Here is a 14361-nt window from a genome sequence, read left to right on the forward strand (position 1 = left end):
GGAATCGGAAATGCCTTGGCCCTTGATCTACGCAAGCGCGGCGAAAATTCGCTGCGCCGTTTCGCGGTGCCCCCCGATGCAGGCCTTGGGGGCCGCTCGGCATGCATGTCCGCGTCGGCTCCCACCTCTTCCGCCCCAGCGCCGACAGAGGAGATGATCCGAGGGTTTTGGTGTGCTGCTTCCGCGACTGCCATGGGAGCCGCGGAAGTCCTTTCTTTTTTTGCGCTCTGCGCAGAAGTCTCAACGGCTGAGGGGAATGACCTTGCGGCGCCAGTCCTGCGTAATCTGGTCACGGACCTTCGAGAGGCCAATCCAATCCACCGGGATGACCTTGTCCATCGCCTTGACGACCGTGCGCTCACTCACATCGGCAGAGACAGAGGACTTGGAATTGGTCGGCGCATAATACATGGCGGCGGTAAAGGCAGCCTGGGCTTCCGGGCTCAGCGCATAATCAACGAACTTGCGCGCAGCCTCGGATGACGGACCACCCTTGACGAGGTTGAGCGTGTTGATCTGGAGGATCGTGCCTTCCTTCGGAAGAACCACCTTCATCTTGCCTTTGGAACCGTCAGCATTCACCTGGCTGCGGGCGTTCCAGCCCACGCCTAGCGAAACCTGGCCGTTGACAACGTTCGGATAGACTTCCGGCTTCGGCTCCCAGGTCTGCACATTCGGAGCAACTTCAGCCATCGCATTGATGCCGGCATCGATGTTCTTGATGAAATCAGTGCCGCCATTCATATGGTCCATGATGATGGTGGTACCGATACCGACGATATCGGGGGCGCTCAGCATGGCGACTTTACCCTTGAGGGCGCTATCCTTCAGAGCGTTCCAGCTGTCGGGAGCCGTCTTGATGGCATCGGTATTGTAGATGAGCACGAGATTGTCGAACGTTACGCCAACCCCGGCCACGCCTTCGAAGCGGGCATTAGGATAGAGGTCGGCGACATTCTTGGTTACGCTTTCGTCGATCTTGTCAAACAGACCTTCGTCCGTACCTGTTTTGGCGACAGAGACATCCATCAGAGCGATATCGGACTGCGGCGCAGCCTTCTGGGCGCGCAGCGAGCCGAGCATTGCAGCAGAGCCCTGCTGCGGGAAATATTCGATCTTGATATCAGGGTTAGCCGCCATGAAAGGTTCGATGACCGCCTTGGTGTAACGCTCCTGGAAAAGGCCGCTATAGCCGAGGAACGTCACGGTCTGCTGGGCGTGCGCCGGCAGAGCGGCCGCGCAGAGCATGAGAATCCCACTCAGAAGTATTGTTTTCTTCATTGTCCTGTTCTCCTCTATTGTTATTTGGAGTGGCGGACTGATCCGCCACCCATAAGACGATGTCAGGCGCTCAGCTTGGCCTGAACGAGCTTGTTGGCGCCAGAAATGTCCGGCAATTTCTCACCGTTGCGCAGGCGCTCCAGAAGCACGAGTTCGGCTTCCTGCATGCCGATGGCGCGTTCAGCCATGCCTCGAGCCTGGCTTGGATGAAGAGCGACAACACCGCTTTCATCGCACAGGATCGCATCGCCCGGATTGATCACCTGGCCGCCGACGCTGATCGGAACGTTGATCGCGCCTTCGAGGCCGAGGATCTTGGTGGTGATGGGCGAAGGACCACGGCACCACATCGGCATGTCGACCTTGGCGAACTCCGAGAAGTCGGTCGCCGGGCCATCAACGACCCCGGCCTTAACGCCGGCCATCTTCATGGTGTTGGTGATGACACCGCCCCAGCAGGCGTGACGGGTATCGCCGCAACGGTCGATGAGGACGATATCCCCGGGACGCACGAACTGCGACAGATAGTGGAGCATGGTCGAATCCGCATTGGGGATGCGCAGCGTGACGGCAGTGCCTGCCACACGTTTGCCCGGAAGGACGGCGCGGATTTCAGGATCGACGAAGCCGGAGTGAAGCACGTGACCGATCGTTGCGACTTCGACCTTCTCAAGAAGCTCGATGATGTCGGCACCGATCTGTTCGGGCATGGGGTTGGCGATAAACATTGAGTCTTTCTCCGATCAGAGAACGTGGTGGTTCGCCACCGGTACGTTGGCGCGCACCTTGGCCGAATAGTCGAAGTCAAGGACGGCACCGGCCGTTCCAACGCTGTCGGAGCATTGGGCGACGATGTGGCCCCACGGATCGATGACCATGGAATGCCCCCAGCATGCCTTCTTGCCACCCGCATGGGTGCCGATCTGGCCGACGGCCAGAAAGTAGGTCTGGGTTTCGACGGCACGGGCGCGCGCCAGAACTTCCCAATGGTCCTTGCCTGTCATCAGGGTGAAGGCCGCTGGCAGAACGATGACGTCTGCACCCTTGTCCCGCAGGGCGCGAAACAGTTCAGGGAAGCGAATATCATAGCAGATGCCACAACCGACCGTCTTGTCGCCAACCTTGTAGGTCACCACTTCTTCGCCACGGGCAACGGAGTCGGATTCGCGGTAGCTGATGCCGTTTGGCGTATCGACGTCGAACAGGTGCATCTTGCGGTAACGCGCGATCTGTTTGCCATCCGGCCCGAAAACGAGCGTCGAATTGTAAAAGCGATTGCCTTCCTTCTCGACGATGGAGCCGGCATGCAGCGTGATCGCGTGCTTCTTGGCCAGCCCCGAGAGCAGCGTGTAAATCTCGCCGTCAGGGAATTCCTCCCCGCTCTCATGCATCTCCTGGGGATTATCTCCAAGAAATGCGAAGTATTCCGGAAGAACAACAAGGTCAGGATTATCCGCCTTGACTGCCTTCTCAATAAGATCGGCAGCAACCTTAAGGTTTTCTGCCTTGTCATTCTGGGTATTCATTTGAACAAGTGAGACTTTCACGTTGCTCTCCTCTCATGTTGCGAGGAGAATTAAGAACGGGAACTGTTTTCATTACAAACGGAAAAACTCTATCGAAACCCATAAGGTAAGCTTATAGATTAATCATTTTGCGCTGCAGCGCAAAATTTAGGCGGCAGCCGTCATCCATTGCGTGGTGGTTTCACTGACGATTTCCGTCGCCATATCGGCAATGGCCCGGGCAATCGCGTTGTCGCCACGCTCCTGATAAACGGTGTGAAATGTGAGGGGCGGTACTGACGGACTAATGTCGAGAATACGCGCCTCACCGGATTTGATGATGCCGTCCACCAGCACACGCGGCAAAGCGCCCACCCCAACGGCCGCGGCCACAAGGCGGGTCATGATCGACAGCGAATTGGAATTATAGATGCGGCTGTCGGACAACCCGTGAGAATCGAGCAACGCGCGCAATGCCTGATGTGGCTGCGAGCCTGTCGAGAAGGTAAGTAACGGAAAATGCGCGATATCTTCGAGTGTGACGCCCGTTTCCGGCAGCGGCAATTCAACCGCGCCAACCCAACAGGACTCGAACGTACAGAGCGGTGAATTGTAGATATTTGCAGCCATGATCGGCCCCATGATGAAACCGACATCCACCTCACCGTTTTGAATGCGCTGGGATAGTTTCAGGCTGGTGTCGATGGTCAGATCCAGGCTGACGCCGGGGTAACGTTCGTTCATGCGGCGGATGAGCAGCGGTAACCAGGCATAGACGATCGTGTCGGCAGCACCTATGCGCACGGTGCCTCTCAGCGCCTCCCGGCTACTCACGATCTGTCGGAACTCACCGGTCAGATTGACGATCTTTTCGGCATGCTGCAGCGCCAGACGACCAGCAGGTGTCAAGTTGACGCAGCGCACATCGCGCGTGAAAAGCACGACGCCAAGCTCCCTTTCGAGGGCGGCAATTCGGTTGGACACCGACGCCTGGGTGGTATTCAACCGTTCCGCGGCCGCCGAAAAGCTGTTCAGTCGTGCAGCCCAGAGGAAAGTTTCGAGAAATCGCGTATTCATGAGGTAAAATCTTCCCGCATGGCTCCGCGAGCCGGCACTAACGTCGCTGGCTCGTCTTGCCCTTGGCCCTTTGTGGTTCGAGTGCAAGTATGTCCGATGCACGCCCCCATAAGCAAGGGATCAACGCCCTGGCCCTGGCACCGCTTTTTCGCACCGGCTGGGGCTGGGAAAAGGGATAACGGTCACAAGGATGTTTCAAATGAGTGGCCTGTTTTGCACCAGCTGCTTCCCAAACCATTGAACGCAAACAGGGCTCTGCGTCTCCTCGGAGCCCTGTTTCTTTAAATCTTTGATTGTCGGGCCATCAGCGTCGCACCGGATCGCTGTGACGAAAGACAGACCGGCGAGACCTCAATCTTCGTGCCCCGCATACAGGACACAGCCTGCCTTAAGTCTGCAGGCACCCCTCCCTCAAACCTCACGGCTTCGGGATGACAGTTGCGAGCTTACGGAACGGCGACAGGATTTCGAGGCGGCTTGGCACGCCCTTGGCGATGCTGATAATCGATCCGGGACCGATCTTCACCGGCTCGGCTTCGGCCTGCGAATACATAGCCTCACCCTCAACGACGACAAAAGTTTCCTCGAGGTCACGACCCGGATAATTGTAGATGCCGGGCTCGGCCTTCCAGACTGCGACGATTGTGCCATTTTCGATCTGGTCCTGCCATATCTGGCGACGATACGAACCGCCTTCACGGCCTTCGGCGGGCATGGCCGGAACAAGATCCACGTCATCGGAAATGTTGAAAATCGGCATTGTCACGGGAATTCTCCTTGCTTTGTCAATGTTGGCGTGGACCTTGTGGCCGCGCCGGTTCAGGCATGGGGTGGCAGTTCCGCCCCAGCTAGTTTCGTGGATATGTTGTCGCGCAGCCGGTAGTAACGCAGCGCCATTGCGGGTGCGAAACCCATAAAGAAGGGAGCTGCCTTCAGTGGTTCCAGCTTCAGGGCAAGCTCGTTCTCCGGCTTGCCAAGCGCCCATTCCGAAAGAATGGAACCGAGCATCGAGCCGGTCGGCACACCACGGCCCGAAAGACCGGTCAAAGCCACAACGCCCGGCGCCAGACCATAAAACCGCGGTACGGTGCGATATTGCATATCGAGTTCGCCGAACCAGAAATACTCCCAGCGGATCTCTTCCCGGAGCTTTGGATGCAGCCATTTGAGCCGTTCGCTCATGACCTGTCTCGTATAGGCCATGTCGTGGCCGCGGCGTCCCATGGGAAACATCGATGCGACGATCCGGCCTTCGGCATTGTATTTGTAGACGTAGATATCGCCGCGACCATCATGAATGGTCGTGTTCTGCGGCAGGACGGTCCGGCGGGTCTCTTCGGACAAAATTTGCGTGGCGGCCACGAACACGCGTTGAATCTTGAACGTCCGATCCAGCTTGGGCCAACCACCAACCGTATAAGCGCCAGTGGTAAAGATCACTTTCGACGCGACCACTTCTCCGCGATCGGTCTTGACCTTCCAGCCTCCGGTTATGTCGCGTTCGCAACCCGTCACCGCCGAGCCGGTAAATATCTTTCCGCGCTCCTGGATGACAGCACGGCCGAGACCGCGGGCGTAACCGAGCGGATTGAGGTGACCTGCCTCTTCGTGCAGCCAGCCGCCGTCGAAACGCGGACTGCCGGTGACCGCTTCCACCTCGTCACGGTCGAGCAGCCGGGTTTTCGCGCCCACAGCATTATAGGTCTCGACCTTGCGCCTGATCTCATCCATGGCGCCCTTATGCGGTGCGCCCATCACATAACCGTTCTGTACCCATTCGCAGTCGATCTGATAGTCGCGGATCATGCTCGAGACGCGGTCATTCGCCCGCGTCTGCCGTTCGATCAGCCGTTCCGCCCAGGGCTCACCCAGCATCCTGCGCAGCTCTGGCAGGCTATAATGGGTAAAGGTCGGGGTGCAATGTCCGGCATTGCGGCCCGAACCGCCGAAGCCGATTTCCTGCCGCTCCAGAAGCACGACATTGATGCCGGTTTTCGCCAGCTCCAATGCGGTCGTCAGACCGGTATAACCCGCGCCGACGATGCAGACATCGGCCTGCACGCGACCCGAAAGAGGCTCCGTATGCGGTGCTGAAGCTGCGGTCGCATACCACAGTGTCACGTCAAAGGGTGAGAACGAAACCATCTACCGAAACCTTCAGTTCAGGTCGCTGCGCGCATCGAGCGCATCACGAAGCCCATCACCGATGAAATTGAAGCTGGTGACGGCAAGCGTGATGGCGACTCCCGGCACGATGGCGAGCCAGGGCGCCTTGTCGAGATATTGCTGGGCTCCGTTCAGCATATTGCCCCAGCTCGGCAGCGGCGGCTGAATGCCATAACCGAGAAAGCTGATATAGGCTTCCAGAAGGATGGCACGCGCAACCGTCAGGGTCGCGGCAACGATGATGGGGCCGACAGCATTCGGCAGCAGTTCCCGGAACATGATCCAGCCATTGGGCAGGCCCAGCATACGGGCTGCCATGACGAAGTCGCGTTCGCGCAGAGACCGTACTTCCGCTTCAACCAGACGGGCAATTTCCATCCAGCTCGTGACGGCAATGATAACCGTGATCATGAACGGGCTCGGTTTGACGAAAGCAGCCAGAGCGAGAAGCAGGAAAATACTCGGGAAAGACAGAAAGGCATCGACGAAACGCATCAGTATAGCGCCGATGCGCCCGCCATAATAACCGGCAACGACACCGATGATGGTGCCGATCAGTGTCGACAGCACCATGGCGAAAAACCCGACCAGCAGTGAAATGCGGCCGGCATTGAAAAGGCGCGCGGCTATGTCGCGTCCGAGCGGATCGGTGCCGAAAATATGGTAACCGGTCATCGGCGGGGCAAAACGGGCGCGCAGATCGATGAACAATTCATCGTAAGGCAAGAGATAGGGCCCAACCACGCAGGCGAAAATCATGACGGTGATCATGATGAGGCCGAGCACAGCAAGCTTGTGGCGGGCGAAACGGCGCAGCGTGCGGTTCTGCCACCAGTGAAACCGCGGTGCGGCCTGTGAGGGATGGAGGGTTGCAGCGGACATGGTCTTTCCTTCGATTGAGTGCGGCGTTTCGTCGATCCGGCTCTATCCGAGCCGGATGCGGGGATCGACGAGAGCAACCATGAGGTCAGCGAGCAGACTTCCGATGAGCACGAGAATTGCGGAAAACATCAGGAGCCCCATCACGACAGGGTAGTCGTGATAACCAAGGCTATCGAGGAACAGGCGGCCCATGCCGGGCCAGGTAAAGACCGTCTCCGTTACGAGGGCGCCGCCGAGAATCGTCGGGAGCTGCAGACCGGCAAGGGTAATCATTGGCAGAAGTGCATTGCCGACGACGTGTTTCATCAGAACCCGGCGCGGGGTCAGCCCCTTGGCGCGGGCGGTGCGGACAAAATCCTGATTGATGACGTCAAGCGTCGCAGTCCGCATGTAGCGGCTCCAGACGGCGATGTTGACGAGGGCGAGTACCAGGCTCGGCATGATCAGGTGAATTGCATAGTCATAAAAAGACTGATCGCCGATCGTATACATGTTGCCCGCCGGCAGCCATTTTAGCCTGAGCGCGAAAACATAGATGGCCACCAGCCCGAACCAGAAGGTTGGAATTGAAAGCGCGACCATGGCCCCGACCGTGGCGGTGTAATCGAACAGCGTGTAACGTTTGGTCGCCCCCTTGATGCCGATCCAGGTGCCGACAAGGATGGATACGACGGTTGATGAGACCATCAACAGCAGGGTCGCAAACAAATGCCCGGAGATGATATCGAGAACCGGACGTTGGTCGCGATAGGATTTCCCCCAATCGCCTTGCAGCAGGCGCCAGGCCCATTCGAGATATTGCACCGGCAAGGGTCGATCGAGACCCATCTGGTGGGCGATGCGATCAAGCGCCTCCCGCGTCATGCCGGGCGTCAGGGCAAATTGCGACAATGGCCCGCCAGGCGCGAGGTTGAGGATGGCAAAACCGATGATCGAGACAAGCAGCAGAAGTACGAGGCTCTGCCATATCCGATGGAGAAGAAAGGTCAGCATGATGAGACTCCAGGTCGCATCGTGGAACTGGCTAGCACCATCCACGAATAGCCGTCAGAGTGCCGGCTGCTTCAAAGCCGGCACTTCACATGGATCGGGCATAAAGCCCTGTCTGCGGTAGGCTTTACGCCAGACGCCAGGTCGCAACGTTCCAGGTATCGATACGGTTATTGACGTTTGGCTTCACGTTTTCGACGCCCTGCTTGTGACCACGCACTGTTGCGTACTGGAACAGTGGCAACAGCGGCAGTTCCTTGCGCATGATCTCCTGAATCTTCAGGTAGACGGCCTTGCGCTCCTCCGGCACGAAGAGACTGCCGCCCTTGGCCAGAAGATCATCGACGTCCTTGTTGACGAACTGCCAGGTATTCTGGCCCGAGCCGCCTTTTGCAGCACTCGACGTCGAGCGGAAGAAGTCGGAGGTATCGGGATCCGGGCCGGTCAGGAAGTCGAGCCCGACGATAACCGAATCGAACTTCGACAGCATCCAGTAGTCACCCCACATGACAGCTGGCGGCAGGTTCGAAATGGTCATCTCCACGCCGATATCCTTGAAGGATTGCTGCATGTATTGCTGAACCTGTTCGCGGATGTGATTGCCCGCTGTCGTGGAGCAGGTGAAGGCGAGCTTCACGCCATCCTTGGCGCGTATGCCGTCCGCCCCGGGCGCCCAGCCCGCATCGTCGAGCAGCTTTTTAGCTTTCTCGATGGAATATTCATGCTTGGGAAGATCTGGATTGTAATAGAAAGACTGCTGCGGAACGTAGCTTTCAGTGGGTGTGGGCAAACCGTAATAAAGTGCCTCGATGATCGATTGTTTGTCGATCGCCGCATAAAGCGCCTCTCTTACCGCCGGCTCCTTGAACTGTGGACGTTCCATGTTGAACGAGAGGGATTCAATCGTCGAGCCCGGCACGACGTTGACCACCTTGCCGGCGAGATCCTTGGCCTCGTCATAATGGTCGGGTGTGATCCATTGCAGGCCCACCACGTCTATGTCGCCGGTCTTGAACTGGGTGTACATCACATTCAGGTCGGGTACGTATTTGTAGACCAGACGCTCTATATGCGGGCCATCACCAAAATAATCGGTATTGGCGTCGAGCAGAATGTAGTCACCCGCAACCCGCTCCTTCCATTTGAATGCGCCCGTTCCGACCGGCGCGTTGTTATAGGCGGCGGTATTGCGGTCAGCTTCCGCACCTAGGAGGTGCTTCGGCGTAATAAATGTGGAAGCAAGGATCGAGGGATAGGGCGCGAATGGCTTTTCCATCTTCCAGGTAATTTCCGTCGGCGAAACCACGGTCAAATCCCTTACGAATTCGTGCCCGGTCTTGCGCCATGAACGGAAGTTGGGATCGACCAGAAGTTCAAGCGTGAACTTCACGTCTTCAGCGGTAAACGGCTTGCCGTCGTGCCATTTGACGTCGTCACGCAGCTTGACCTTCCAGTTGAGACCATCGGCGGAAATGCCGCCGTTTTCGACCGTCGGCACTTCGGCGGCGAGAGCTGCCACGAAGGCACCTTTCTCGTCGACATAAAACAGCGGGTCGAAGATGCTGAAATGGATGCCTTCGTCTACTTCAATATGCGGCATATGTGGATTGAACACGGTAGGCTCCTGCGAGAAGCCGACCGTGAGCTGGCCTTTGGCGGCCTTGTCCTGCGCCATGGCGCGGGAAAAACCCGGAAGACCGGAAAGGACGACGCCGGATGCGCCGAGCGCCAAAAGGCCGAGTGCCTGGCGGCGGGTGGTATTGATAAGCGGCTTGTTCTGGTCGGACATTTTTTAGTTCCCCTTGATCCGATGGTTGAACACGACGATTATTTTTGCTTCCGCCTCTTTGGGCGGTACTACTCCCATCAGCAGTTGCCTGCCTCATGCGTCAAAAGGATCGGCGGCACCTGACCGCCGGGCTTCTCATTTCAAAAGCCGCTGACCAGCTCGATCTTCGAGCCGTCGCTGAAGCGGCTGAAACGGAAATCGCGACGATCGACAATCGGATTGCGGCCTGTGACGATATCAGCCATGAGTTTTCCAGCCGCCGGGCCGATGCCGAAACCATGGCCGGAAAAGCCGGTTGCAACATGAAAGCCCGGAATGGCGTCGATATTGTCGATGACCGGAATAGCGTCAGGCGTCACATCGATCATGCCCGCCCAGCGCTGCGAAATTTCGGCCTTTTCGAAGACCGGGAAGGCTTTCTTCAGCTTGGCAAAGGCGCCGTCCGTCATGTCCATGGCCGGAACGGGATCGAGCACGCGATTATATTCGAAGGGCGAAGCCTCATCGAGCGCCCAGCGGCGCGGAATGCGCCATTCATCGTAAAAGCGGCCAGTCAGGCGCAGGTCGAGCGAGCGCCACTCATGCCGCAGAGCCGGCAGGAATTTCAGTGCATAACGGAAAGATGCGGGCACGATGTCGACGATGTTCTGGAAGCCGTTAGCGATCGTATATCCGCCGTCGAGACGCTTGCGGATCGCAAAACCGTTCGACCAGATTGCCTCTTCCGGACCGCCTTCCAGCGGCTTTGTGCGCAGCACGGAATTCATGACCTTGAGCTGCGGCAGATCGAGACCGTTGTTGCCGAGAAACAGGCTGGACCACGCGCCACCCGCCATGACCGCCGCCTTGCAGGCAATTTCACCGCGCTCTGTCACGACACCAGACACCTTGCCGCCGGAAAGCTGCAGACCGCGCACGGCGCATTCGGTCAGGATGAAGGCGCCGCGGTCGCGGGCAGCTTCCGCAATGGCAGGCGCGGCGCGCTGCGGCTCGGCCCGGCAATCACCGGCAGTATAGAGCGCACCGGCGACATCCATGTTGGAATGAGGATATTTCGCCTTGAATTCCTTTGCACTCAGCATGCGGCTTTCAATCTGGTAGCCTTCCAGATTGCGGTTCCAGCGTTCGTGCTCGGAAAATTCCTTTTCGTTTGCGCATGTAAAGACGATGCCGGAACGCTTAAAACCAGTCTCCCGCCCTGTACGACGATTGAGATCCGCCCAGATGCGCAGCGATTCTGCCATCAAGGGCACCTCGCGTGGATCGCGGCGGGAAATGCGCACCCAGCCCCAGTTGCGGCTCGACTGCTCGTGGCCGATACCGCCCTTTTCGCAAAGCGCAACACGCAGCCCCTGATCGACGAGTTCAAGCGCGGTGGAGGTGCCGATAATGCCGCCGCCAATGACGACGACATCGACTTCTTTCGGCAATTCCGCATCGCCATGGACGGGAACGACATAAGGACCGGGCATGTCAGAAAAACTCCTCAAGCTGGCAATTGATGGCGAATTCGGCGACGGAAGCCTCATTCGGTAAGGACAGCAGCATGGCAATGATGCGGGCAAGATCGGCGGGCTGGGTCATTTGATCCGCCGGCCGTTCGGATAAGGCGGTCGCCATATCGGTCGCAACGAAACCGGGGCATACGGCTGTTGCGCGCACGCCGCTTTCGAAGCCCGCCTGTCGGATGGCATGCGCAAGCGCGACCGCCGCAAATTTGGAGAGAGAATAGCTACCGGCAGATGCGGACTTCACCCGCTTGCCGGAGAGGGAAGCGAGGATGATGACCCGGCCACGACCGCTCTCGCTCAACGCCTCCCAGGCGGCTTTAACCAGCCTTCTCGGTGCCTTGACGTTGACCGCAAGCATGGCGTCGATGTCTTCGTCATCCGCTTCGATCACTGTCTTCGGTATCATGATGCCAGCATTGGCCACGATAGCATCGATACGACCGAAATGCTGATACGCTTCATCGGCCCAGCGCTTCTCCGCACTCGCATCATTTGCGTCATAATGGGCAAGATGGACCTGTCCCTCGTGACCCACAGCCCATTGCGGCAGCGACGGGCTGCGCATACCAAGCGATACCGACCAGCCTTCGCCAAGAAGAGTAGCAGCGATATGGTCGCCTATACCCCGGCTTGCACCGGATATGAGAGCAACGCGTTTTGTCGTTCGTTCCATCATGCTAGCCCCACAATATGGCGGTAGGCGCGACGCAAAATGTCGATAACCTGCTTCTGCTCGTCTTCCGGGATGAAGCTGAAGAAATCGCGCGATTGCTGCGGAACGATCTCCCGGATTTTCGTTGCAAGTGCCGCTCCGGCTTCGGTGATGTAAAGCTCCTGGGCGCGGCTGTCCTCCTGCGACACTTCCCGGCGTATCAGATCGTGCGACACCATCTGGTCGATGATCCTGCCCATTGCAGACCGGTCCCGCATCGTCAGATGAGCTATCACTGAAGGACGGATACCCGGGTAGTCATCGACGAGCAGCAAAGTCGTGATCTTTCCAGTTCCCTTCGCCACATCCAGCCCGTCCAGCCGGGCATCGAGATCGCGCGATACGGCAAGGTTGATCGTGCGGATGTAAAAGCTCAGCGTGTCTTCAAGCACGTCGAGATTGATATCAGTTGGCGATGTCGGCGGGTTTTCAGTTGGTTTGGACATGGAGTTTCCGTTCGAATGGTCAAAGATCGACATTGGCGCACACGCTTTCCCGGCGTGCCGCAGTGCAGGTTTTCGGCCATGTCGTATGTCAGTTTCGTGACTGAATGAAAGGATAATTAGTAGACAAACGCAACTACTTTTTATTCCTGAAATCATATTTTTATTATTTAAATCAGACCTTTAAAAGGAAAACCTCTCGCGCCGCCGGATCCACGATAATCCGGCGGTGCAATCGGTCTTTGATGTCGCGCGATGCAAAGTCTGACGAGGTGTCCGGCTCGTCAGACTTCGATGTTATGTGCCGACGGCAGTTGCCGCAGGTTCCCAGTCCGCACCGGGGATCGCAGCAACGAGTTTCCGGGTATAGGGATGGGCCGGCGACCGGAAGATTTTTGCCGGCGGCCCCTGTTCGACAACCGTTCCCTTGTGCATGACAAGCACATCGTCGCAAATCTGGCTTGCGACTCTCAAGTCATGGGTGATGAAGATCATCGCCACCTTCATTTCAGCCTGCACCCGCGCCAGAAGCTCCAGAACCTGCGCCTGTATGGAAACGTCGAGAGCAGACACGGCTTCGTCGGCCACAAGGACGACCGGGTCAAACATCAGTGCACGGGCGATGCCGATGCGCTGGCGTTGGCCGCCGGAGAATTCGTGCGGGTAACGGTCATAGGCCTGTTCATCCAGCCCCACGAGCTTCAGAATTCCCAGAGCCTTTATTCTCGCCTCATGCACAGCCATTCCGTGGGCAACGGGGCCGACCGTCAAGATCCTGCCGATCGTATGGCGGGGATTAAGCGACGCGAAAGGATCCTGAAAAATCATCTGGATATAGGGTCGCAACGATCGAAACGTCGTTTCGTCCATCGCTGCTATGTCACGGCCATCGAAGCATATTGAACCGCCATCCGCCTCCAGCAATTTCAGCAGGACACGCCCGAGCGAGGACTTGCCCGACCCGCTTTCGCCAACGATACCAAGGGTCTGGCCCTTGTGAAGCTTGAAGCTGACACCATTGACCGCCTTGACGATACGGGCCTTGCGGAAAAACGAGCCGGAGCTGCGATATTCCTTCTCAAGATTTTCGACCTTGAGAACGACGGGAGCTTCTTCGCTGACTGAACGCTCAGTGCTCCGCATCCGCGGAACCGCAGCGACAAGTCGCTGGGTATAGGGGTGGACGGGATTGACCAGAACCTGGTCCGCCCTTCCCTGCTCTACAAGATATCCCTTCTCCATCACCACGACGCGATCGGCAATTTCGGCAACGACGCCGAAATCATGGGTGATGAACATGACGCTCATGTTCTTGCGCTTCTGTATCTTGCGGATGAGCTCAAGGATCTGCGCCTGGGTGGTAACGTCGAGAGCGGTTGTTGGCTCATCGGCAATCAGGACATCCGGATCGAGTGCCAGTGCCATGGCGATCATGACCCGCTGGCGTTGTCCGCCAGACAGACGGAATGGATATTGCAGCCGCATCAGAGGTGGGTCGGGAAGACCGACTTCTTCAAGTAGATCCAGAACCTTGGTCTTGCGGGTTTCAGGCGTTCCATAGCCATGCGCTTCAAGCACTTCGGCAATCTGATCCCCGATTGTCATCAACGGATTGAGCGCGGAGAGCGGATCCTGGAAAATGATTGAGACCGCCTGACCACGCAGCGGCCGGATTTTATCTTCCCTGGCCGCAAGTATGTCCATTCCCTTGAAATGGATTTCGCCGGAGCTGACTTTTATCACGGGCGACAACAGCCCCATGATCGTGCTGGCAGTGACGGATTTGCCGGACCCGGATTCACCGATAATGCACAGGATTTCACCTGCGTGGAGGTCGAAAGAGATATTCTTGACCGCGTGGGTGCGCTCCATTCCCGGCGGAAGATCCACCGTGAGATTGCGAACGGACAGCACCACGTCGGCTGACGTGGTTGGATGCGACATAAGTTCCCCTTTTTTTTTTGTAACTTTGTTCGCTTTGGCCGACGCTTCATACGTCGGAAAC

13 protein-coding genes are annotated in these 14361 nt (G+C 57.7%); all 13 read right to left on the minus strand.

Features of this window, described 5'->3' with window-relative positions:
• Positions 1-240: 240 nt before the first annotated feature.
• On the minus strand, positions 241-1281 hold the full coding sequence (locus tag GH784_RS05880) for an ABC transporter substrate-binding protein (protein ID WP_112650519.1): 1041 nt from the start codon (positions 1279-1281) through the stop codon (positions 241-243).
• 62 nt (positions 1282-1343) lie between these two features.
• Complete coding sequence (locus GH784_RS05885; protein ID WP_153793272.1) at positions 1344-2009, minus strand: RraA family protein; 666 nt, start codon at positions 2007-2009, stop codon at positions 1344-1346.
• Between the two features lie 15 nt (positions 2010-2024).
• Entirely contained in the window at positions 2025-2807 is a 783-nt protein-coding gene (locus GH784_RS05890) for a carbon-nitrogen hydrolase family protein (protein ID WP_003517686.1), read from the minus strand.
• A gap of 147 nt (positions 2808-2954) precedes the next feature.
• A complete protein-coding gene (locus GH784_RS05895; RefSeq protein ID WP_003517687.1) occupies positions 2955-3863 on the minus strand; it encodes a LysR family transcriptional regulator in 909 nt (302 codons plus the stop codon).
• Between the two features lie 418 nt (positions 3864-4281).
• A complete protein-coding gene (locus tag GH784_RS05900) occupies positions 4282-4623 on the minus strand; it encodes a cupin domain-containing protein (RefSeq protein WP_153793293.1) in 342 nt (113 codons plus the stop codon).
• Positions 4624-4682: 59 nt separating this feature from the next.
• Positions 4683-6008, minus strand: a complete 1326-nt coding sequence (locus GH784_RS05905; protein WP_111804116.1) for an NAD(P)/FAD-dependent oxidoreductase — start codon at positions 6006-6008, stop codon at positions 4683-4685.
• Positions 6009-6020: 12 nt separating this feature from the next.
• A complete protein-coding gene (locus GH784_RS05910) occupies positions 6021-6911 on the minus strand; it encodes an ABC transporter permease (RefSeq protein WP_003517690.1) in 891 nt (296 codons plus the stop codon).
• A gap of 42 nt (positions 6912-6953) precedes the next feature.
• On the minus strand, positions 6954-7904 hold the full coding sequence (locus GH784_RS05915) for an ABC transporter permease (RefSeq protein WP_013761327.1): 951 nt from the start codon (positions 7902-7904) through the stop codon (positions 6954-6956).
• 124 nt (positions 7905-8028) lie between these two features.
• On the minus strand, positions 8029-9690 hold the full coding sequence (locus GH784_RS05920; RefSeq protein WP_025596018.1) for a peptide ABC transporter substrate-binding protein: 1662 nt from the start codon (positions 9688-9690) through the stop codon (positions 8029-8031).
• A gap of 140 nt (positions 9691-9830) precedes the next feature.
• Positions 9831-11162, minus strand: coding sequence for an NAD(P)/FAD-dependent oxidoreductase (locus GH784_RS05925; protein WP_035199278.1), 1332 nt, complete (start codon positions 11160-11162; stop codon positions 9831-9833).
• Between the two features lies 1 nt (position 11163).
• On the minus strand, positions 11164-11874 hold the full coding sequence (locus GH784_RS05930; RefSeq protein ID WP_065688924.1) for an SDR family NAD(P)-dependent oxidoreductase: 711 nt from the start codon (positions 11872-11874) through the stop codon (positions 11164-11166).
• Positions 11874-12359, minus strand: a complete 486-nt coding sequence (locus tag GH784_RS05935) for a MarR family winged helix-turn-helix transcriptional regulator (RefSeq protein ID WP_026330963.1) — start codon at positions 12357-12359, stop codon at positions 11874-11876. Before GH784_RS05935 ends, GH784_RS05930 begins: the two co-directional genes overlap by 1 nt.
• Positions 12360-12653: 294 nt before the next feature.
• Positions 12654-14300, minus strand: a complete 1647-nt coding sequence (locus GH784_RS05940) for an ABC transporter ATP-binding protein (RefSeq protein ID WP_065688923.1) — start codon at positions 14298-14300, stop codon at positions 12654-12656.
• Positions 14301-14361: the final 61 nt, after the last annotated feature.

The organism is Agrobacterium tumefaciens (assembly GCF_009649785.1).
Taxonomy (GTDB): domain Bacteria; phylum Pseudomonadota; class Alphaproteobacteria; order Rhizobiales; family Rhizobiaceae; genus Agrobacterium; species Agrobacterium tumefaciens.

What these genes read in the sequence shown, in the direction of transcription:
- GH784_RS05880 (WP_112650519.1), bottom strand. Translation starts at nt 1,281, where the DNA reads ATGAAGAAAACAATACTTCTGAGTGGGATTCTCATGCTCTGCGCGGCC.
- GH784_RS05885 (WP_153793272.1), bottom strand. Translation starts at nt 2,009, where the DNA reads ATGTTTATCGCCAACCCCATGCCCGAACAGATCGGTGCCGACATCATC.
- GH784_RS05890 (WP_003517686.1), bottom strand. Translation starts at nt 2,807, where the DNA reads ATGAATACCCAGAATGACAAGGCAGAAAACCTTAAGGTTGCTGCCGAT.
- GH784_RS05895 (WP_003517687.1), bottom strand. Translation starts at nt 3,863, where the DNA reads ATGAATACGCGATTTCTCGAAACTTTCCTCTGGGCTGCACGACTGAAC.
- GH784_RS05900 (WP_153793293.1), bottom strand. Translation starts at nt 4,623, where the DNA reads ATGCCGATTTTCAACATTTCCGATGACGTGGATCTTGTTCCGGCCATG.
- GH784_RS05905 (WP_111804116.1), bottom strand. Translation starts at nt 6,008, where the DNA reads ATGGTTTCGTTCTCACCCTTTGACGTGACACTGTGGTATGCGACCGCA.
- GH784_RS05910 (WP_003517690.1), bottom strand. Translation starts at nt 6,911, where the DNA reads ATGTCCGCTGCAACCCTCCATCCCTCACAGGCCGCACCGCGGTTTCAC.
- GH784_RS05915 (WP_013761327.1), bottom strand. Translation starts at nt 7,904, where the DNA reads ATGCTGACCTTTCTTCTCCATCGGATATGGCAGAGCCTCGTACTTCTG.
- GH784_RS05920 (WP_025596018.1), bottom strand. Translation starts at nt 9,690, where the DNA reads ATGTCCGACCAGAACAAGCCGCTTATCAATACCACCCGCCGCCAGGCA.
- GH784_RS05925 (WP_035199278.1), bottom strand. Translation starts at nt 11,162, where the DNA reads ATGCCCGGTCCTTATGTCGTTCCCGTCCATGGCGATGCGGAATTGCCG.
- GH784_RS05930 (WP_065688924.1), bottom strand. Translation starts at nt 11,874, where the DNA reads ATGGAACGAACGACAAAACGCGTTGCTCTCATATCCGGTGCAAGCCGG.
- GH784_RS05935 (WP_026330963.1), bottom strand. Translation starts at nt 12,359, where the DNA reads ATGTCCAAACCAACTGAAAACCCGCCGACATCGCCAACTGATATCAAT.
- GH784_RS05940 (WP_065688923.1), bottom strand. Translation starts at nt 14,300, where the DNA reads ATGTCGCATCCAACCACGTCAGCCGACGTGGTGCTGTCCGTTCGCAAT.